We start from the raw sequence: 20,293 nt of genomic DNA, 5'->3' as shown, positions 1-20,293 counted from the left end.
CGGCTCCTCCTCACACCCGACGGCCACCGGACCGCCAACCTGCACGGCAACCGAGAACCTTACGGCCACCCGCCGTCGGACTACGCGGGCCACCTGCGAAAAGCAAGAAAGCGGGCCGCCGGAGTGTCGGCGGCCCGCTTCGAGGGAGTGCGGATCAGGCGAAGGTGTTCTGCACGACCTCGGCCTGCTCCACGTCGTGCACCGCCTTGAGCCCGGTGGCCGGGGCGGCCATCGGCCGGCGGGACACCCGCTGCAGCTCGCGCAGCCGCTCCGGGAAGTGCTCGCGCAGCTTCAGGCCCAGGAACGGCCAGGCGCCCTGGTTCGCCGGTTCCTCCTGCACCCACCGGACGTCGGTGGCGTTCGAGTAGTGGTCCAGCAGCGCACCGAGCTTGCGGTGGGGCAGCGGGTAGAGCTGCTCCAGCCGCACGACCGCGGTGTCGGTGTGGCCCTGCTTCTCCTTCTCCGCGGCCAGCTCGTAGTAGAGCTTGCCGGAGCACAGCACCACGCGGCGCACCGCGGACGGGTCCGGCTGCGTCGGATCGTCGATGACCGAGGTGAACTTGCCCTCGGTGAAGTCGCCGACCGAGCTGGTCGCGGCCTTCATCCGCAGCATCGACTTCGGCGTGAACACCACCAGCGGCCGGTGGATGCCGTCCAGCGAATGCCTGCGCAGCAGGTGGAAGTAGTTCGCCGGAGTGGACGGCAGCGCGACCGTCATCGAGCCCTCCGCGCACAGCTGCAACCAGCGCTCGATGCGCGCCGAGCTGTGGTCCGGGCCCTGGCCCTCGTGGCCGTGCGGCAGCAGCAGCACCACGTCGGAGCGCTGGCCCCACTTGGCCTCACCGGAGGAGATGAACTCGTCGATGATCGACTGCGCGCCGTTGAAGAAGTCGCCGAACTGGGCTTCCCACGCCACCAGCGCATCCGGGTTGGCCACCGAGTAGCCGTACTCGAAGCCCATCGCCGCGAACTCGGACAGCGCCGAGTCGTAGGGCAGGAACTTCGCCTGGTCCTCGGAGAGGTTCTGCAGCGGGGTGTACTCGGCGCCGGTCTTGCGGTCGATCAGCACCGAGTGCCGCTGGCCGAACGTGCCGCGGCGGCTGTCCTGCCCGGTCAGCCGCACCGGGCGGCCCTCCATCGCCAGCGAGCCGAACGCGAGCAGCTCGCCGAAGCCCCAGTCGATCTCGCCCTCGACGGCCATTTTGGCGCGCCGCTCCAGCACCGGCTTGACCCGCGAGTGCGGGGTGAAGCCCTCCGGCAGGTCCACGTGCGACCGGGCGATGCGGTCCAGCGTGTCCTGCGAGATCGCGGTGATCAGCTTCGTCGGCACCTGCTGCTCCGACTCCACCGACGGGCTCGGCTCCGGCGGGTACTTCTCCAGCTCGCGGACCTCGTTGAACACGTGCTCCAGCTGGCTGGCGTAGTCCTTGAGCGCCTTCTCGGCCTCGTCGACGGTGATGTCGCCGCGGCCGATCAGCGCCTCGGTGTAGGTCTTGCGCACGCTGCGCATCTTGTCGATCGCGTCGTACATCGACGGCTGCGTCATCGACGGGTCGTCGCCCTCGTTGTGCCCGCGGCGGCGGTAGCACACCATGTCGATCACGACGTCCTTGCCGAACTTCTGGCGGTACTCCACGGCCAGCTTCGCCACCCAGACGCACGCCTCGGGATCGTCGCCGTTGACGTGGAACACCGGCGAACCGGTCATCTTCGCCACGTCGGTGGAGTACTTGCTGGAGCGGGAGTGCTCCGGCGCGGTCGTGTAGCCGACCTGGTTGTTCACCACCACGTGCACCGTGCCGCCGGTGCGGTAGCCGCGCAGCAGCGAGAGGTTCAGCGTCTCGGCGACCACGCCCTGCCCGGCGAACGCGGCGTCGCCGTGCATCAGCACCGGCAGCACCGTGAAGCCCTCCTGGCCCTTGTCCAGGATGTCCTGCTTGGCGCGGACGATGCCTTCCAGCACCGGGTCCACGGCTTCCAGGTGCGAGGGGTTCGAGGTCAGCGACACCTTCGTCTCGCCGTCGCCGAACATGCGGAAGTACTTGCCCTCCGCGCCCAGGTGGTACTTCACGTCGCCGGAACCGTGCGCCTGGCCGGGGTCCAGGTTGCCCTCGAACTCGCGGAAGATCTGCGAGATCGGCTTGCCGACGATGTTGGCCAGCACGTTGAGCCTGCCGCGGTGCGGCATCCCGACGACGACCTCGTCCAGGTCGGATTCGGCCGAGGAGTCCAGCACCGCGTCCAGCAGCGGCACCACCGTCTCGGCGCCCTCCAGCGAGAACCGCTTCTGCCCGACGTACTTGGTCTGCAGGAACGTCTCGAACGCCTCGGCGGCGTTGAGCTTGGACAGGATGTACTTCTGCTCGGACTGCTCCGGCTTCTCGTGCGGCTTCTCGACCCGGTTCTGCAGCCATTCCCGCTCGTCCGGTTCGAGGATGTGCATGTACTCCACGCCGACCGTGCGGCAGTAGGAGTCCCGCAGCACGCCCAGCACGTCGCGCAGCGACATGTACTGCTGACCCGCGAAGCCGCCCACGGCGAACTCCCGGTCCAGGTCCCAGAGGGTGAGGCCGTGCGAGAGCACGTCCAGGTCCTCGTGCCTGCGCTGCCGGTAGTTCAGCGGGTCGATGTCGGCCATCAGGTGCCCGCGCGTGCGGTAGGCGTCGATCAGCTCCAGCACCCGCGCGGTCTTGTCCACCGCGCCCTCGGGGATGTCCTGGGTCCAGCGGATCGGCTCGTACGGGATGCGCAGCGACGAGAAGATGTCGTCGAAGAACCCGTCCTCGCCCAGCAGCAGCTCGTGCACCTTGCGCAGGAAGTCGCCGGACTCGGCGCCCTGGATGACCCGGTGGTCGTAGGTCGAGGTCAGCGTGACGATCTTGCTGATGCCCATCTCGACCAGGGCCTTCTCCGAGGCGCCCTGGAACTCCGCCGGGTAGTCCATCGCCCCGACGCCGATGATCGCGGACTGGCCCTTGGTCAGCCGCGGCACCGAGTGGTTCGTGCCGGACGGGCCGGGGTTGGTCAGCGAGATCGTGGTGCCCGCGAAGTCCTCCGCGGTCAGCGCGCCGTTGCGGGCCTTGCGGATGATGTCCTCGTAGGCCTGCCAGAACTGCTGGAAGCTCATCTGTTCGCAGCCCTTGATGGAGGCCACCACGAGGTTGCGCGAACCGTCCTTGCCGGGCATGTCGATCGCCAGGCCGAGGTTGACGTGCTCCGGCGTGATCGCGGCGGGCTTGCCCTTGGCGTCCTCGCCGAAGTGCCGGTTCATGTTCGGGAAGTCCCGCAGCGCCCGCACCATGGCGTAGCCGATCAGGTGCGTGAACGAGACCTTGCCGCCCTTGTTCCGCTTCAGGTGATTGTTGATCACGATGCGGTTGTCGAACAGCAGCTTGGCCGGGACCGCGCGCACGCTCGTCGCGGTCGGCACGGTCAGCGACTGCTCCATGTTCTTGGCGATCGCCGCGGCCGCGCCGCGCAGCGGCTTGGTCTCCTCGCCCGCGCCGTCGTCCTTGACCGGAGCGGCCTTCGCGGCCTGCTGCGGGGACGGCTTCGGCTCGGCGGGCTTGGCCGACTTCGACTCCGCCGCGTTCTGCTCCGCGGGCTTGCCGGCCTTCGGCTCGGCGGGCTTGGCCGGCTTCGACTCCGCCGCCTTCGGCGGTGCGGAGTTGCCGGCCTTCGGCTCGGCAACCTTGGCGGGCTGGGACTGCTGCGCGTTCTGGGTTCCGGCGGATCCGATCTGCCCGTTGCCGGTACCGCGCGACGCGGTCGCCGTGGTCGTGCCGGAAACGGTCGTCGTGCTGCTCGCAGAACCGGCCGCGCTCGCGGAGTTGTCGGCGGCTACCGAACCCGAGGCCGCCTGCCCCGGCTTGTAGTCGGCGAAGAACTCGTGCCACGCGGGGTCAACCGACGCGGGATCTTGGAGGTACTGCTCGTACATCTCCTCGATCAACCACTCGTTGGGGCCGAACTGTGACGCAGGGCTGCTGCTGGACACGGCTGGCGCTCGCCTCGATCCATCTTCTCGTGATGTACACACACTCACGTACCAGGCTAGCGGTCCGATTCGTGCGGTTGGCACACAGTCGGACGTCCGCCGGAAGAGTTCGGTCACAGGATCGATACGGAAACCCCGATACCGGGCCGAGTTGGCCCGTCCGGGTCTCGCCGCCGGATGCGGCTCGCTCGTATCATGCGCCGTTCTCGTCGCCGGTCTCGCCGGTACGCCTCGCACCGTTGTCGCGAGCATCCGGCGCAACGTTTCGGCAGCGGCCGCGGATTCCCGCGACGTGAGCGGTTGGTTCCCACATCGCGGTCGATTACGCGCAACGCATCGCGCGCGGACACGCCGGGTAGCAGCAGCTCAGTGCCGTGTCCGCACCGTTCCGACGCCTGGTGCGGAGTGCGAGTGCGCGTCGGTGGCGTGCCACAGCCGCGCGTACTGGCCGCCGAGCTCCATCAACTCCGAGTGGCTGCCGTCCTCCACGACCTGCCCGCCGTCGATCACCACGATGCGGTCCGCCCGGGCTGCGGTGCCCAGCCGGTGCGCCACCACGAACGTCGTGCGGCGCGCGGCCAGCTTGTCGCTCGCCGAGATGACCAGCGATTCCGTCGCCGGGTCCAGCGCCGCGGTCGCCTCGTCCAGCAGCAGCAGGTCGGGGCGGACCAGTTCCGCGCGGGCCAGCGCCACGAGCTGGCGCTGACCGGCCGAGAGCTCCCGGCCGCGTTCGCCGACCTGCTGGCGGAACCCGTTCGGCAGCATCGCGATGCCGGGCAGCGCGCCCACGTCGCGGGCGGCGGCCTCGATCTCCGCATCGGTCGCGTCCGGGCGGCCGTAGGCGATGTTCGCGGCGACGTCGCCTGCGAACAGGTAGCCCTCCTGCGGGACGACCGCGAGCCGGTGGTGGTAGCCGGCAGGTTCGAAGCGGCGCACGTCGATCCCGTCGATCAGCACCGCTCCCGCGGTCACGTCGTAGAACCGGGCGAGCAGCTTCACCAGCGTCGACTTGCCCGCCCCGGTCGGCCCGACCAGGGCGACCGTGGTACCCGGGTCGATCTTCAGCGAGATGTCCCGCAGCGCGGGCTCGTCGGTGCCCGGGTACCGGAACGACACGTCGCGCACCTCGACCTCACCGGCGAACCGGGGCGGCACCTCGACCGGCTCGGCCGCCGCGGGCACCGAGGTCGGCGTGCGCAGCAGCTCACCGATGCGGCGCAGCCCGACCCGCGCCTGCTGGTACTGGTCGAACACGCCCGACAGCTGCTGCACCGGCGAGAAGAACATGCCCAGGTAGAGCAGGAACGCCACCAGGACTCCGGCGGTCAGGTCGCCGGTGGCGACCCGGGTGGCGCCGACGCCCAGCACCGCCGCTTGCGCCAGCTCGGACAGCAGCGTGGTGAACGGGAAGAACGTGGCGATGTAGCGCTGCGCCCGCAGCCTCGACCGCCGGTAGGCGTCGCTGCGCTGCGCGAAAACCTTCGCGGAATGGCGTTCGCGGCGGTGCGCCTGGGCGACCCGCAGGCCGGAGACGTTCTCCTGCAGGTCCGCGTTCACCGTGCTCACCCGTTCCCGGGCCTCCGCGTAGGCGGTCGCCGCGACCCTGCGGAACAGCACCGTCGCGACGATCAGCGGCGGCAGCACCGCCAGCGCCACCAGTGCCAGCGACAGGTCGGTGATCAGCAGCGCGACCGCGATGCCGACGATGGTGAACACGCTGACCACGGCGGTGGCCATGCCGGTCTGCAGGAACGTCGACAACGCGTCGACGTCGGTGGTCATCCGGGTCATGATCCGCCCGGCGAGTTCGCGCTCGTAGTAGTCCAGCCCGAGCCGCTGCAGGTGCGCGAAGCTGCGCACCCGCAGCAGGTACAGCAGCGTCTCGCCGGTGCGGGCGGTGATCACGGTCTGCGCCTTGATCACCAGCCAGGCCGCGAGCACCACCGCAGCGCCGACCGCGGTGACCGTCCACAGCGTCGCCGGATCGCCCGCGCCGACTCCGCGGTCGACGCCCTCGCGCACCAGCGACGGCAGTGCGATCGAAGTCAGCGCGTCTCCGGCGACCAGCGCGACGGTGAGCACCAGGCCCCAGCGGATCGGCCGCAGCAGCCGCGTCAGCCGGAACTGCGGGTCGGGGGCGGTGGCGTCGACGCCGGGCAGCCGCGGAGCCTCGGTGGCCGCGGGCAGTCGTCGGATCCCTGCTTTCAATTCCGGGGTCAGGGGAGTGGCGTCCTTGCTGCTCGTCGAGGTTCCGCGCGCACCAGGGCCTTGCGGCGCCGTGATCGTGTGCGCTGCCTCCGGCTCGTCCGCGACCTCCGGCCACAGTTGCGCCGAGGTCGTCTCCGGAGCCGCGTGCGGCGTCTCGATCGACTCGCCCGGCCCGGCCAGCAACGAGCGGAACAGCGTGCAGCGCCGCTCCAGCTCGTGCTGCGTCCCCACATCGACGACGCGGCCCTCCTCCAGCACCGCCACCCGGTCGGCCAACGCGAGCGTGGAGCGGCGGTGCGCGATCAGCAGCGTCGTGCGCTGCGCGGTGACCGAGCGCAGCGTGTCGTGGATGGCGGCCTCGGTGGCCGGGTCGACCGCCGAGGTGGCGTCGTCGAGCACCAGGATCCGCGGGTCGGACAGCAGTGCGCGGGCCAGCGCCACCCGCTGCCGCTGACCGCCGGAGAGCGTCAGGCCGCGCTCGCCGACCATCGTGTCGTAGCCGTCGGGCAGCTCGGTGATGAACTCGTGCGCTTCCGCGGCGCGGGCCGCGGCGACGATCTCCGCTTCGGACGCGTCCGGCCGCCCGTAGGCGATGTTGCCGCGGATGGTGTCGGAGAACAGGAACGCCTCTTCGAACACCACGCCCACGGCCTTGCGCAGCGACTCCAGCCGCACGTCGCGCACGTCGTGCTCGGTCGTCCCGTCCGCGGTCCCGATCCGCACCGCGCCTTGCTGGACGTCGTAGAAGCGGGGCAGCAGCAGTGACACCGTCGACTTGCCGGAGCCGGCCGAGCCGACCAGCGCCACCGTCTCGCCGGGCCGCACGGTCAGCGACATGCCGTCCAGCACTCGCTGATCGCGGGTGTACCCGAACCCGGCGTCGTCCAGCCGCACCCGCAGCGGCACCTCGGGCAGGTCCACGGCGCCGGGCCGGTTGCGCACGTCCGGCCGCGAGTCGATCAGGTCGGTGATCCGCTCCATGCCCGCGCGGGTCACCTGCCCCTGCACCAGCACGCTGGCCAGCATCCGGGCCGGGCCGCCGAGCATCGTGACGTAGGCGGCGAACGCCACGAACGTGCCGATGCCGACCTGGCCCTGCAACGCCATCCAGCCGCCGAGCCCGAGCACGCCGACCTGCCCTGCCGAGGGCAGCGCGGTCAGGGTCGCCTGCGGCAGCGAGGTCATCCGTGCCGCGCGGAGCCGTTCGGCGAACAGCCGCCGCGCGCGGGCCTCCAGGCCGGAGACCTCCCGCGCCTCCTGCCCGAAGCCCTTCACCACGCGGACCCCGGCGACCGACTCCTCGACCTGCTGCGCGATGTCCGCGGCGCATTGCTGCGCCGACCACGTGGCGGGGAACAGCCGCTTGCGGCTGTGCGCGGACACGATCGCGATCAGCGGCATCACGACCAGCACGACCAGCGTCAGCAGCGGGGACAGCCACAGCATCGCGGTCAGTGCGAACACCGCGAGCACCACGGTGCCCGCCGCCAGCGGCAACATCGCCAGCAGCGCGTTCACCAGCTGCAGATCGGTGATCGCCCGGGACACCACCTGCCCGGTGCGCAGCGCGTCCTGCTTGCCGCCGTCCAGCCGCTGCACCGAGCCGAACACCGCTCGCCGGAGGTCGTGCTGGACGTCCAGCGCCAGCCTGCCCGCGGAGTAGCGGCGCACGAACGCCGCGCCGAAGCGGAACACGCCCAGCCCGGCCAGTGCCGCGGCCAGCCACCACAGGCGGCCGGTGCTACCCGCGACCGCGTCGTCGACGGCCGTCTTCGTCAGCAGCGGGACGAGCGCCTCGAGTCCGACCGCGGCCACCGAAGCGCCCATCGCCAGCAGCACGGCGATCGGATGCCGCCAGCAGGCGGCGAACAGCCGGCGGATCCACCCGGGGCGGGTGCGCTCGGCGCCGCCGTCGGCGGCCGTGTCGGAGTCGCTCACCAGGCCAGGTTATGTCCCGAGCCCGACATCACGGCCCGTTCGACGACGTGGTGTTCGTTGCCCCTTCGGGTCGTTGTGCTGGGCGGAATGCCACGTACCGAAACAAAACGGACCCCCCGTTGCCGGGAGGTCCGTTCGTCGCGGCGTCGGGTCAGGTGATGTCCCGGCGCCTGCTGAAGTACCAGCCGCCGAGCACGAACACCGCGGTGTAGCCGGCGAACGTCAGCAGGCTCAGCCACCACGGGTGGTGGTACGAGCCGCCGAAGAAGAAGTGCAGCACGTCGAACACGTCCTGCGGCACCATCTGCTCGTTGCTGCCCGCCGCGGCGCGGATGAAGATCGGCACCGCGAGGTTGCCGACGATGCCGCTGCCCGCGGTTCCCGGCAGGTACGCGCTCACGCCCTGCGGGTCGGAGGTCATCAGGAAGCTGGTGACGATGAACTCGAACACGAACTTGTAGATCAGCAGCACCATGATCGCCACGACCGGGCTGGAGACCACCGCGCCGAACCCGACGCCGAGCAGCGTCCACAGCACCATCGCGAGCAGTCCGGCACCGCCGACCGCGAACCAGTCGGCCAGGTTGCCGAGCCCGTTCGTCCCGGCGCCCACCAGACCCCCCGCGGTGGCGGCCAGCACGTTCACCAGGCCGTAGAGCAGGCCCAATCCGGTGTAGCTGATCAGCTTCGCGCTCAGCACCGCTCCGCGCGAGCTGGCGGTCAGGTACGTCGTGGTGATGCTCTTGCTGCGGTGCTCGCCGGTGATCGCCAGCGCACCCAGCAGCCCAGCGAAGATCACGCTGAAGTTCGTCGACATCGACATGGTCAGCAGGCCCAGCGGCAACGGCCTGCCGATCTCCTGCTCGATCGAGTTGATGGTGCCGAATCCGGTGCCCATCCAGCCGGAGCCGAAGCTGATCACGGCGACCGGGATGAGCAGCGCCCACCACAGGTTGGTGGTGAAGACCTTCCGGAACTCGGACTTGATCAGGCCGCCCATCAGGCGCCACCTCCGAGGCCGTCGCGTTGCTGGGAGTCCGACTGCTGCGCTTGCTGGTACGGATCGGGCCCGTTGCCGGGTGGTCCCCAACCGCCCGCCGGGCCGTGCTCCGGCTGGTAGGCGCCCGCCACGTACTGGCCGCTGGTGAGCCGGAAGAACAGCTGCTCCAGGTCGACCTGCTCGTCCTCCAGCCCGTAGATCGCCACCCCGGCTTCCAGCGCGAGGTCCGCGACCGCCTTGGAGTCCGAGCCGGTGACGCCCAGCCGCCCGTCGGCGAGGTACTCCACCTCGTTGCCGGCTTCCTGCAGCTCGGTGACCAGTGTGTTCGGGTCGCTGGCCTGGACCAGCACGCGCGAGCTCTGCTGCGCGCGCAGTTCGTCGAGGTGGCCGTTGTAGACGCACTCACCGCGACTGACGATCACGACGTGATCGACGGTGTGCTCCATCTCCCGCAGCAGGTGGCTGGAGACCAGCACCGTGCGCCCGGACGCGGCGAACGATCGCAGGAAGCTGCGCAACCACGCGATGCCCTCCGGGTCGAGGCCGTTGGCCGGTTCGTCCAGGATCAGCACCTGCGGATCGCCCAGCAGCGCGGTGGCCAGCGCCAGCCGCTGCCGCATGCCCATCGAGAACCCGCCCGCGGCGCGGCCCGCGGCGCCGGTGAGCCCGACGAGTTCCAGCGCGTGGTCGACCTGCTGGTCCGGCACGTTCATCGCCGCGGCGTAGCAGCGGAGGTGGTTGCGCGCGGTGCGCGACGGGTGGAAGCTCTGCGCCTCCAGCACCGCGCCCACCACGGTGGCGGGGTTGCGCAGCTGCGCGAACGGCACCCCGTTGATCGTGCTCGAGCCCTCGGTGGGGTTCACCAGCCCGAGCACCATGCGCAGCGTGGTCGTCTTGCCGGAACCGTTCGGTCCGAGGAACCCCGTCACCACCCCGGGCTCGACCGCGAAGCTGAGGTCGCGGACCGCGCCGACCTGGCCGAAGTTCTTGCTCAGGTGCTGCACCAGGATCCGGCCGCTGCCGTCGTGCACACGCTCCTCCATCGTCGCCGTTGGCGCGCCGGTGCTCGGCGCGGCCACCATCCTGCCTGACGGTGCAGCGGTGATCGTCCAGGCGTGGGCGGGTCAGCCGCCGCGGTGCGGTGGCCAGGAGATTTGCCGCTCCGCGCCGGACGCGGCGGTGCGGCTGCGAGGCACCCGGTCGAACTCCAGGTGACCGCCGACCGGCGGGAAGCGGTGGGGGCGCGGGTCGTGCGCGAGCGCGGTGAACTCCGGCCCCGGCGATGCGGTGCCGGGTTCGCCGGTTTCGTCGTCGTGCCACTGCGGCCAAATCGGGATCTCGCCGGTCTCGCCGGAGTCCGCGGCATCCCCGGCGTCCTGCTCGGGGTCGTGCTCGGGCGGCGGGAACTGCGGGGCGGGTTCGGCCGTCGCCTGCCCGAACCGGTCGCCGATGAGCTGGCGGTGCACCACCAGCCACACCTCGCACGGCCACCGCCGGCTGCGCAACGTTCCCGAACAGGCAGGGCAGTGACCGTCGAGATCGGGCTGGTGCCGGGCCAACAGCGCGCGGAGACCTTCGGTGAGGCGGCGCAGCTCGGAACGCGTCACCGGCAGCAGGGCCTCGGCGCCGCCGTCGGCGGCCACTCGGTCCAGTCGCGCCAGCCGGTCCAGGACGGCCTCGCGCATCTTCGCCTCGTCCACGGTGGGCTCCCCCGTATTCTCGGGCCCGATCGTCGGCCCTTCGCGTCCGGCCGGGTCGCGGCCGGTGCGCCGAGCGCGGGCGCCCGCGGCCGATCTTCGCGCCCTCCCATCGGCAGGTGTCCGGCCGAGCTGCACCCGGACGCGTCGAACTCACTCCTTCGGGTGGTTATCGATTCGGCTGCCGATTCGAGTCGCCGACGCGCTCCGCGTCGTCGGAAATCAGGCGTTCGTGGCCTACACTGGTGTTGGCGGCCCGCTCCCGGTGACCCCCAGGCCGGTTGAGCGGGCCGCCCCATACGTTCCGTGCAGCGCTCCGGGGCTCTCGCCCCCGTCAGTCCAGTACCCCCGTCAGTCCAGTACCGCGGACGGATCCGTCAGCGGCAGGTCGTGCGCCTCCGCGACCGCTGCGTTCACCAGCTTCCCGCCGTGCGTGTTCAGCCCGCCCGCCAGCGCCGGGTCCGCCGCGCACGCCGCGCGCCACCCGTGATCGGCGATGCGCAGCGCGTACGGCAGCGTCACGTTGGTGAGCGCGTGCGTCGAGGTGTTCGGCACCGCGCCCGGCATGTTGGCCACGCAGTAGAACAACGAGTCGTGCACCCGGTAGGTCGGGGCGTCGTGCGTGGTGGGCTCCGAATCGGCGAAGCAGCCGCCCTGGTCGACCGCCACGTCCACCAGCACGCTGCCCGGCTTCATCCGCGACACCAGCTCGTTCGAGACGAGCTTCGGGGCTTTCGCGCCGGGGATCAGCACCGCGCCGATCACCAGGTCGGCCGCCTGCACCGCGGATTCCACGGTGTACCGGTTCGAGGCCACGGTGCGGATGCCGCCGCGGTAGTCGCGGTCGATGTCGCGCAGCTTGTCGACGTTGGTGTCCAGCAGTTCCACGTCCGCGCCCATGCCGAGCGCGACGGTCGCGGCATTCAGCCCCGCGACCCCGCCGCCGATCACCACGACCCGCGCGGGCGCCACTCCGGGAACACCGCCGGGCAGGACACCCCGCCCGCCGCTGGGACGCAGCAGCGCGTAGGAGCCGACCTGCGGGGCCAGCCTGCCTGCGACCTCGCTCATCGGCGCCAGCAGCGGCAGGTTCCCGCCGGGTGCCTGCACGGTCTCGTAGGCGATGCCGGTGACCCCGGCGCGCATCAGCGCCCCGGTCAGCTCGGCCGATGCGGCCAGGTGCAGGTAGGTGAACAGCAGTTGCCCCTCGCGCAGCCGCGGGTACTCCTCCGGTACCGGCTCCTTCACCTTGAGCACCAGTTCGCCCGCTGCCCACGCCTCGTCCGCCGAACCGACCAGCTCCGCCCCCGCCGCGAGGTAGTCCTCGTCCGGGATCGACGAGCCGGACCCCGCGCCGGCCTGCACGAACACCTCGTGGCCGTGTGCGCGCAGCTCGTGCACGCCTGCCGGGGTGCACGCCACTCGGTACTCGTGGTTCTTGATCTCTTGCGGCACCGCGATCTTCACCCGTGCTCCCTTCCGCGTGGCTGCCACCATCCTCCGCCGGTACGCCGCGCCCGTGCTCGTCGCCGCGGTGCCATCGGCGCGGTGGACGCGCCGCGCGAAGGGCTCAGCCCGGCCAGCTGAAGGTCGCCAGCCCGCCCGCGGGCAACGTGTAGTCGAAGGCGCGGTTCTGCGCGGACACGGTGAAGGTCTGCTCGCCACCGGTCGGGTTGTGCGCGATCAGCGCGATGGAGCCGTCGGGGTTGCGGAACGCGGCGTTGCGGACTTCGCCGAGGTCGTTCGAGCCGACCCGGACGGCCCCCGGCCGCACGAACTTGCTGGCGTGCCCGAGCGCGTAGTACTCCGCGTTGTAGCGCACGTCCCCGCCATCGACGGTCGTCACGCCGGTGCAGTCGGTGCAGGCGCCGTCCAGGACCGGCCCGTGCGCGGGATCCAGCGCCAGGTTCCACAGCAGCACGCTGCTCGCGTGGTTCCGGGTGCCGCCGATGATCAGGTTGTCGGCCTGCCAGGCCAATGTGTCGCGGAAGGTGTTCGCGGGGTCGGCTGATTCGGTGCCGGAGCACTCCGTCAGGTGGATCTCGGCGTCCGGATGCGCTTCGTGCACCGCGGACTGCGCCGACGGGTCGCCGCCGTAGCAGTGGAACGCCGCGCCGTCGGTGTACTGCGCGGCGGCATCGAGGACCTGGTTCGGGTAGTCGACGTCGTCCCAGTTGTGGTCGTAGGCGAACACCTCGGTCCCCAGCCCGGCCTGCTCGAGCTTCGGCCCGAGGTCGTTGCGGACGAACGCGGCCTGCGCGTCCGGTGCCATCGGGCTGCCCGGGTACGACTCCTGCGTGTTCAGCGGCTCGTTCTGCGGGGTCAGCGCATCGATCGGCACACCAGCCCGCTGGTACGCCTGCACGAACTTCACCAGGTAGTCGGCGAACACCTGGTAGTTCTGCGCGGGCAGTTCGCCGCCGATCATCGAGCCGCCGGATTTCATCCAGCCCGGCGCGCTCCACGGCGTGGCGACCGCGTTCAGCTCCGGCGAGAGTTCCTTCGCGCGCCGCAGCAGCGGCAGGATGTCGGCCTCGTCGTGCGCGATGGAGAACTCGGACAGGTCGTAGTCGTCCTGGCCCGGAGGCACCTCGTCGTAGCTGTAGACCTCGCGCGCGAAGTCCGAGGCGCCGATCACCTGCCGCACCGCGGTCAGCCCGATGCCCTCGCGCTGGTCGAACAGCTCGGTCAGCAGTTCGTCGCGCCGCGGCGAGGCGTTCATCAACGCCGCCGACGAGTCGGTCAGCGCCGCACCGAACCCGGTCATGGTCTGGTGGGTCTCGCCCGGATCGACGGTGATCGTGCGATGCCCGCCGCCCGAGCCGAACTCGACGTCCGGCTGGCGCGCGAGCAGCTGCCCGCCGTCCTGAGTGGTCAGCCACACGCCGACCGACGGCTCGGCGTGCGCCGCAGGCGCGAGCACGAGACCCGGCGCGAACGCCGACAACACCAGCGCAGCCAGCTTTGACCTGCGAGTTCCGCGCACCGGAACCTCCCGTCGATCGGTTCCCGACCAGGGTGGTTGAACCAATCTCGCGGTGGCTAGCGCCGTTCGGCGGCACCTGCGCACCGACCATCGGGCGTGCCCGGTCCGGTGGGAGGGGCTTTGCCAGCCGCAGCGGTGCGTTTATCGTTGCCGCACACGCGACAACCGCATACCGCCGCAGAACCCGGGCGGGAGAGACCCTGCGCAGCAGGGCGCCGAAGGAGCAAACTCTCCCCGCAAACTCTCAGGCACCATGACCGCTCGGGCGAGGCGACTCTGGAAAGCGCGCGCTCCGGCGCCGCACCCACGGTGCAAGCCGCCTGCGGCGGTGAAGCTCTCAGGTTCCGCAACAGAGGGGGAGGCCCAGGACCCGGGCACGACCGTGCCCACGACGCCCTTCAGGAGCCTCCATGTCCCTGCCCGAGCAGCTGCGCTACACCGAAGAGCACGAGTGGATCGAGGACCGCGGTGACGTGGTCCGCATCGGTGTCACGCCGTACGCGGCTGAAGCGCTCGGCGACATCGTCTACGTGCAGCTCCCGGAGACCGGGGAACGCATCGAATCCGGCCAGTCCTGCGGCGAGCTGGAATCCACCAAGTCCGTCAGCGACCTGTACGCCCCGGTGACCGGTGAGGTCGTAGCGGTCAACGAGGCCGTCGTGGACGACCCGGCGGCGGTCAACGCCGACCCGTTCGGCAACGGCTGGCTGCTCGAAGTGCGCGCGGAGAGCACCGGTGCTGTGCTCACCGCCGAGCAATACGCCGCGTTCACCAGCGGCGAGTAGCCGAGCCAGGCCGGAAGGGGCAGGCCATGGCGATCAGTGTCTTCGACCTCTTCTCGGTGGGCATCGGGCCGTCGAGCTCGCACACCGTCGGCCCGATGCGGGCGGCGGGCCGGTTCGTCGCGGGGTTGCACCGCGACGGGCTGCTCGACCAGGTGGTGCGGGTGAAGGCCGAGCTGTTCGGCTCGCTGGGCGCGACCGGGCACGGCCACGGCAGCCCGAAGGCGGTGCTGCTCGGGCTGGAAGGCCACGACCCGGAGACCGTCGAGCCGTCCTCGGTCGAGCACCGGATGGACGAGGTGCGTTCCGGCGGCGGCTTGTTGCTCAACGGTGCGCGCGAGGTCCGGTTCGACCCCGACAAGGATCTGGTGATGCACCGGCGCAAATCCTTGCCGTTGCATCCGAACGGGATGCGCTTCAGCGCGCACGGGCCGCTCGGCGAGTCCGGCCCGCTGCGCGAAGCGGTGTTCTATTCGGTCGGCGGCGGTTTCGTCGTGGACGAGGACGCCACGGGCGCGGACCGGATCAAACCGGACGAGACTCCGTTGCGGCACCCGTTCAGCACCGGTGCGCAACTGCTCGAGCAGTGCTCGGAATCCGGCGCGCGGATCAGCGACGTGATGCTGGCCAACGAGCTGTCCTGGCGATCCGAGGAACAGGTGCGCGCGGGACTGCTGCACATCTGGTCGGTCATGCAGGAGTGCGTGGAAAACGGCTCCCGCAACGACGGGGTGCTGCCCGGTGGGCTCAAGGTGCGCAGACGCGCGGCGACGCTGCGGGCGAGCCTGACCGAGCGGGACGACCCGATGGAATGGCTCACGCTGTTCGCGCTGGCGGTGAACGAGGAGAACGCCGCGGGCGGGCGGGTCGTGACCGCGCCCACCAACGGTGCAGCGGGGATCGTGCCCGCGGTGCTGCACTACTACGCGCGGTTCGTGCCGGGCGCCGACGAGGACGGCATCGTGCGCTTCCTGCTCGCGGCCGGGGCGATCGGGGTGTTGTTCAAGGAGAACGCTTCGATCTCCGGTGCCGAGGTCGGTTGCCAAGGCGAAGTCGGTTCGGCGTGCTCGATGGCCGCCGCCGGGCTCGCCGAAGTGCTCGGCGCGACGCCGGGGCAGGTGGAGAACGCCGCGGAGATCGGGGTGGAGCACAACCTCGGTCTCACCTGCGATCCGGTGGGCGGTCTGGTTCAGGTTCCGTGCATCGAGCGCAACGCGGTCGCCTCGGTCAAGGCGGTCACGGCCGCGCGGATGGCCTTGCGCGGCAACGGCAGCCACGTCGTCTCGCTGGACAAGGCGATCCGCACGATGCGCGACACCGGCCGGGACATGAAGGTCAAGTACAAGGAGACGGCCCGCGGCGGTCTCGCGGTGAACGTGATCGAGTGCTGAGCCTGCGGGGAACGGGTCGTTCACCGCAGGCCAGCGGTTCCGCTGGATGGTCCGCGGAAAAACCGCGGCGGTCCGCTACAGGATCAGCGCGTAGGCCAGTGCGGTGGCTGCGGCCACCAGGGACAGAGCGGTCACGCCGGCGTGCAGCACTCCGTCGGGGAGCGGCTCGTCCGCTCGGAGGTTGCGTTCGGCCCGCCGGTGGCGGCGCCACGCCAGGAACGCGATCACTGCTGCCACCGGCAGGAACACCGCAGCGGACACCGCGGCGGCCACTGCGCTGCGGTGCGCGATCAGCCGCAGCAGCACCGCCATCCCGGCGACGAAGGCCATGATCGTGCGCAACCACGCGAGCGTGGTGCGCTCGACCTGCAAACCGGGATCCCAGGGCTCCTCGTGCGGCACGCTCAGAACCCGGTGATCAGCAGCAGGACGAACGAAGCCACGCCGATCGCGCCGAGGCCGTAGCCGATGAACGGCGCGAGCTTCGGCGACGGCAGCGGTGCGCCGGTGCGCAACGCGCGCTCCAGCCGCACCCAGCGCCCGAACGCGGCCACGCTGCACACGACCCCCGCCAGCAGCAGCAACACCGCAAGGGCGGTGCGCAGCGGGCTGTGCGTCGCGGCCGCGGCGTTCAACGCCTCCACGCCGACCCCGGCCGCCATCAGCGCCAGCGCCGTCCGGATCCACGCCAGGAACGTCCGCTCGTTGGCGAGGGTGAAGCGGGGATCGGGTTCGGTGCCCGTGCCGTAGAGCCGCTGCGGCCACCGAGAAGCGGACGATTCCCGTTGCCCGTCCGGTCTCCCGGCGGATTCGTGCTGCTCTGCGGCCATGCCGTCACGGTAATACGTCCAGTGTGGCCAGTCGGTCGAGTAGTGGTGCCGCACACGCGAACGACCCCGCGCGAAAGCCTTGCGCGGGGTCGTCGTGCGGCGGGATCAGAAGTCGTACACCGCGCCCAGCTTCGCCGCGGCCACGCACTCGTTGCCGAACTCCTGCCGGAAGTGCACCGGCTTGCCCTGCCAGTTGCCGTGCGCGGTCGCCACGACGGGCTTGAGCACCATCGGACACGGCGTGGCCGCGTGGTTCTGGCTGAGCCGGTGGAAGTCCCCGCCCGCGTCCCGCAGGCTCGCGCAGGCGGCGTCCGCCCGCGGGTGCGTGCCGCCCGCCGGGTCGCAGCTCAGCAGCGTCGTGCGCGGGGTTTCGACGCCGTTCTCGGGTCCGACCGAGAGCGTGAAAGCGCTGCGCTCGGCCGCGTCCGGGGCCGCGTTGGCCACTCCCGCGGGCACGGACGCGGCGGTGAGCAGTGCGGTCAGCAGCAGGGTGCGGGTCAGTTTGGTGGCAGCCATGTCAGGTGCGCCTCCGGGGATTCGGGGAAGTGTCCGCTCAGATGTATCGGCACATTCCCGGTCCGAACCGCACCAATACTCAAAGATCACCGAATCGAGGTTCCCCCGGTGGCGCTTCGGTGACCATCAGTGATCAACGGCGGCGATGCCGATCGGCTGCCACCACTCGGTGGTGAGCAAGTCAGGAGTACAGCGACTCCAGCACTTCGGCGTACTTGTCGTGGATGGCGTGGCGGCGCAACCGCATCGACGGGCCGAGCTCGCCGCCCTCGGCGCCCCACGTGCGGTCCAGCAGCCGGTGCCCGCGGACCTGGCCGGACGCGTCGAGCCACGAGTTCGCCGCCCCGACCGCGCGGTCCACCTCGGCGAGCACCTCCGGGTGCCGGGCCAGTTCGGCAGGCGAGGTGCCGTCGATGCCGTGCTGCCGCGCCCATTCCGGAGCCGCTTCCTCGTCCAGCACCAGCAGCGCGACCAGGTGCGGCCGTCCGTTGCCGAAGACCAATGCGTGCCCGATCAACGGATGCGCTCGCAGCGCGTTCTCCACGACGTCGGGAGAGACGTGCTGCCCGTCGGCGTCGACGATGAGCTCGTCCTTGCGACCGGTGATCGAGAGGAAGCCGTCCGCGTCGACGCTTCCCGCGTCGCCGGTGCGCAACCAGCCGCCGGAGTCGGTGATCGAGCGGATCACCCCGTCGTCCTCGAGCCTGCCCGCGCACACCATCGGCCCGCGCACCAGCAGTTCGCCGTCCTCGGCGCGCACCTGGACACCGGGCAGCGGGCGTCCCGCGGTGCCCGGCCGGGTGCTGCCCGGGGAACCGGACGCGGTCCAGCCGGCGGTCTCGGTCAGGCCCCAGCACTCGAAGATCTCCAGGCCGCTGGCGGCGAACAGCTCCGGCACCTCCCGGTTCAGCGGCGCGGAACCGCTGGCCGCCCAAGTGGTGGCGTCGAGTCCGATCTTGGCGAGCGGATCGTGCCCGTCGGCCGAGGCGCGCAGTTTCGCCGCGAGCCGTTCCCACAACCGCGGCACGCCGACGAGCGTGTGCGGTCGGATGTCCGGCAGCGCATCGACGACCTCACTGATCCCGTTGCAGAAGTGCACGTGCGCGATGTCGTGGATGGCGCTGTACAGGCTGGTCGCGCGCTCGGCCATGTGCGCCATGGGCAGCGAGCAGACGGTGCGCGAGTGCGGCTGCGCGCCGGTGAGCCGATGCCGTGCATCGGCTGCGGCGAGCACGTTGCGGTGGGTCAGCACGACACCGGTCTGCTGTCCGAGCGGGTCCTGCGAGTACGACACGGTCACCGGATCGTCCGGTCCGACGTCGTCGGCGTGCCGCCGCACCAGCCCCGGGTCTTCGGCGAGCAGCCGTTCGCCTCCGGCGCGCAGCGCGTCCCAGGACCGGAAGCGGCGGTCCTCGTCCGGGATGGCCTGCTCGTCGAGCACGACCACGTGCTCCAGCCCTTCCGCGTCCCGCAGCGCCGCCGCGGACCTGCGCACGTGCTGGGCGTTCTCCAGCAGGAGCAGCCGAGCGCGGCTGTGCCGGGCCACGTGGCCGACGTCGCCGGTGCTGAGCGCGGGGGCGACCGCCACCGGGACGGCGCCGAGGTGCGCGAGCGCGGCATCGGCCAGCCACTGCTCGGGCCGGTTGGACATCATCAGCACCGCGGTCTGCCCCGGCCGCAGGCCGAGCGCGGCGAACCCGGCGGCCAGCGAACGCACCTCGCGCTCGGCTTCGCCCCAGGTCCAGGTGCGGTCGCCTGCGGTAAGCGCGGGCCGGTCGGGATGTTCGGCGGCGTTGCGCCCGAACAGCCGCGGAACGGTCAGCGGCGCCGCGGACTCCGCGAATGCGTCCATGCGGTGGCTCCTCCCCACTTGCGAGGTGGCCACGGTCGCGACGCGCGTGACCCAGCCGATCGAACCGCGCCGGTGGCCGTTTTGACCAGGAGCCGGACGAGTGCCGCCCGGTGCGCGGATCAGCGGTTCTCGTGCTCGTGCGTGTCGGCGTTCCGTGGGTTCTTCCGCTGCCAGGACGAAACGTTCCCGCATTCAGGTTGAATCGGCGAGCGCCTGATCCGCCGCGCCGTGGTCGCGGCGGATGCGGTGGAAGGTCTCGTCGACGGGGAGCGGTTTTCCCACAGCCCGCGGAAAACGGGCGGTAAGTCCGTTTTATTCGGGTTCCCGAACGTGCTCGCGGATCACGTTGTTGACCGCGTTCTGGAAACCGTTGACCAGGACTTGGATGGTCAGCGGCCGCAACTGGTCGGTGGCCTCCCGCACCCGCTCGCGCTCCTGCTCCGGCCTGCCCCGCTCGACGTACGGGCGCAGCACGTTCGCGGCGAACAGCTCGCGCAGTTCGACGGCGATCTGCGTGGTGTGCCGGTCCACGATGTCCTTGGCCCGCAGCAGCATCTCCAGCGGCAGGCCGAGGTCGAGGATCTGCAGCCCGACCCCGAGCATCGCGGTGTTCGGCAGCCGCACGTGGTCGAGCCCGTCGCCGGTCCGCTCCAGCACGCCCAGCGAGATCAGCTGCTCGACGAGATCGTCGTCGAGGTGCCGCCCGGCGCGCTGGTTCAGCTCGTTGCGGGAGAGGTCCTCGGTCTGATCACTGGTCCACGGCGCCAGCAGCGCCCGCTGCAGCGCGAGGTCCTCCGGCGTGGCGTCGTCGGGGATGCCTTCCAGGTGCCGTTCGATCGCGGAGAGGGTGAACCCGAGCGTCTGCAGCTCGCGGATCAGGTCCAGCCGGGCGAGGTGATCGGCGCCGTAGAGTCCGAGACGCCCGCGCAGGCGCGGTGGTGGGATCAGTCCGCGCGACGAGTAGAAGCGGACGGTGCGCACGGTGACTCCGGCGCGGGCGGCCAGTTCGTCGATGGTCAGCTCTTCGTCCGCTGTTCGGAGCATAGTGGGACACCTTACTCCTTGACCTCTGTGACACCAACGATGTAACACTAAC

General features: G+C 71.0%; 14 protein-coding genes and 1 riboswitch. Of the genes, 2 read left to right on the top strand and 12 right to left on the bottom strand.

Going from position 1 to position 20,293, the window contains the following annotated elements; genetic code table 11:
* Positions 1-154: 154 nt before the first annotated feature.
* From V1457_RS02580 to V1457_RS02550, 7 genes are all read right to left on the bottom strand, one after another.
* Positions 155-3,940, bottom strand: coding sequence for a multifunctional oxoglutarate decarboxylase/oxoglutarate dehydrogenase thiamine pyrophosphate-binding subunit/dihydrolipoyllysine-residue succinyltransferase subunit (locus V1457_RS02580; RefSeq protein WP_407074770.1), 3,786 nt, complete (start codon positions 3,938-3,940; stop codon positions 155-157).
* 423 nt (positions 3,941-4,363) lie between these two features.
* Complete coding sequence (locus tag V1457_RS02575; protein ID WP_338599787.1) at positions 4,364-8,143, bottom strand: ABC transporter ATP-binding protein; 3,780 nt, start codon at positions 8,141-8,143, stop codon at positions 4,364-4,366.
* Positions 8,144-8,294: 151 nt separating this feature from the next.
* Positions 8,295-9,143, bottom strand: a complete 849-nt coding sequence (locus V1457_RS02570; protein WP_295146627.1) for an ABC transporter permease — start codon at positions 9,141-9,143, stop codon at positions 8,295-8,297.
* Entirely contained in the window at positions 9,143-10,174 is a 1,032-nt protein-coding gene (locus V1457_RS02565; protein ID WP_200073198.1) for an ABC transporter ATP-binding protein, read from the bottom strand. Before V1457_RS02565 ends, V1457_RS02570 begins: the two co-directional genes overlap by 1 nt.
* 93 nt (positions 10,175-10,267) lie before the next feature.
* The gene (locus V1457_RS02560; protein ID WP_200073197.1) at positions 10,268-10,843 is read right to left on the bottom strand and encodes a hypothetical protein; all 576 of its coding nucleotides are present in this window, start codon (positions 10,841-10,843) and stop codon (positions 10,268-10,270) included.
* Positions 10,844-11,191: 348 nt separating this feature from the next.
* Positions 11,192-12,307, bottom strand: a complete 1,116-nt coding sequence (gene ald, locus V1457_RS02555) for an alanine dehydrogenase (RefSeq protein ID WP_338599778.1) — start codon at positions 12,305-12,307, stop codon at positions 11,192-11,194.
* A 103-nt stretch (positions 12,308-12,410) separates the two neighbouring features.
* Positions 12,411-13,826 carry a glycoside hydrolase family 30 beta sandwich domain-containing protein gene (locus V1457_RS02550; protein WP_338599774.1) on the bottom strand — a complete coding sequence of 472 codons (1,416 nt, stop codon included), beginning with the start codon at positions 13,824-13,826 and terminating at the stop codon, positions 12,411-12,413.
* A 179-nt stretch (positions 13,827-14,005) separates the two neighbouring features.
* A riboswitch (glycine riboswitch) is annotated at positions 14,006-14,096 on the top strand.
* Between the two features lie 140 nt (positions 14,097-14,236).
* Between V1457_RS02550 and gcvH the strand changes: the two genes are divergently transcribed.
* Together gcvH and V1457_RS02540 are read left to right on the top strand one after the other, a co-directional pair.
* Positions 14,237-14,611 (top strand): glycine cleavage system protein GcvH, encoded by a 375-nt coding sequence (gene gcvH / locus V1457_RS02545; RefSeq protein WP_200073194.1) that lies wholly within the window; start codon positions 14,237-14,239, stop codon positions 14,609-14,611.
* Positions 14,612-14,637: 26 nt separating this feature from the next.
* On the top strand, positions 14,638-15,999 hold the full coding sequence (locus tag V1457_RS02540) for an L-serine ammonia-lyase (RefSeq protein ID WP_338599769.1): 1,362 nt from the start codon (positions 14,638-14,640) through the stop codon (positions 15,997-15,999).
* Positions 16,000-16,074: 75 nt separating this feature from the next.
* Here V1457_RS02540 and V1457_RS02535 read toward each other — a convergent pair whose 3' ends face one another.
* From V1457_RS02535 to V1457_RS02515, 5 genes are all read right to left on the bottom strand, one after another.
* The gene (locus V1457_RS02535; protein ID WP_200073192.1) at positions 16,075-16,401 is read right to left on the bottom strand and encodes a DUF202 domain-containing protein; all 327 of its coding nucleotides are present in this window, start codon (positions 16,399-16,401) and stop codon (positions 16,075-16,077) included.
* 2 nt (positions 16,402-16,403) lie between these two features.
* Positions 16,404-16,829, bottom strand: a complete 426-nt coding sequence (locus tag V1457_RS02530) for a YidH family protein (protein ID WP_200073191.1) — start codon at positions 16,827-16,829, stop codon at positions 16,404-16,406.
* A 105-nt stretch (positions 16,830-16,934) separates the two neighbouring features.
* Positions 16,935-17,345: an SSI family serine proteinase inhibitor gene (locus V1457_RS02525; RefSeq protein WP_200073190.1), complete on the bottom strand. Its 411-nt coding sequence runs from the start codon at positions 17,343-17,345 to the stop codon at positions 16,935-16,937.
* Between the two features lie 181 nt (positions 17,346-17,526).
* A complete protein-coding gene (locus V1457_RS02520; protein WP_338599764.1) occupies positions 17,527-19,197 on the bottom strand; it encodes an AMP-binding protein in 1,671 nt (556 codons plus the stop codon).
* 312 nt (positions 19,198-19,509) lie between these two features.
* Positions 19,510-20,241: a MerR family transcriptional regulator gene (locus V1457_RS02515; protein WP_200073188.1), complete on the bottom strand. Its 732-nt coding sequence runs from the start codon at positions 20,239-20,241 to the stop codon at positions 19,510-19,512.
* Between the last annotated feature and the right edge of the window lie 52 nt (positions 20,242-20,293).

Source organism: Saccharopolyspora sp. SCSIO 74807, from assembly GCF_037023755.1.
GTDB lineage: Bacteria > Actinomycetota > Actinomycetes > Mycobacteriales > Pseudonocardiaceae > Saccharopolyspora_C > Saccharopolyspora_C galaxeae.
Note: the sequence above shows the minus strand (reverse complement) of the source record. Positions and strands in the feature narration are given on the sequence as shown.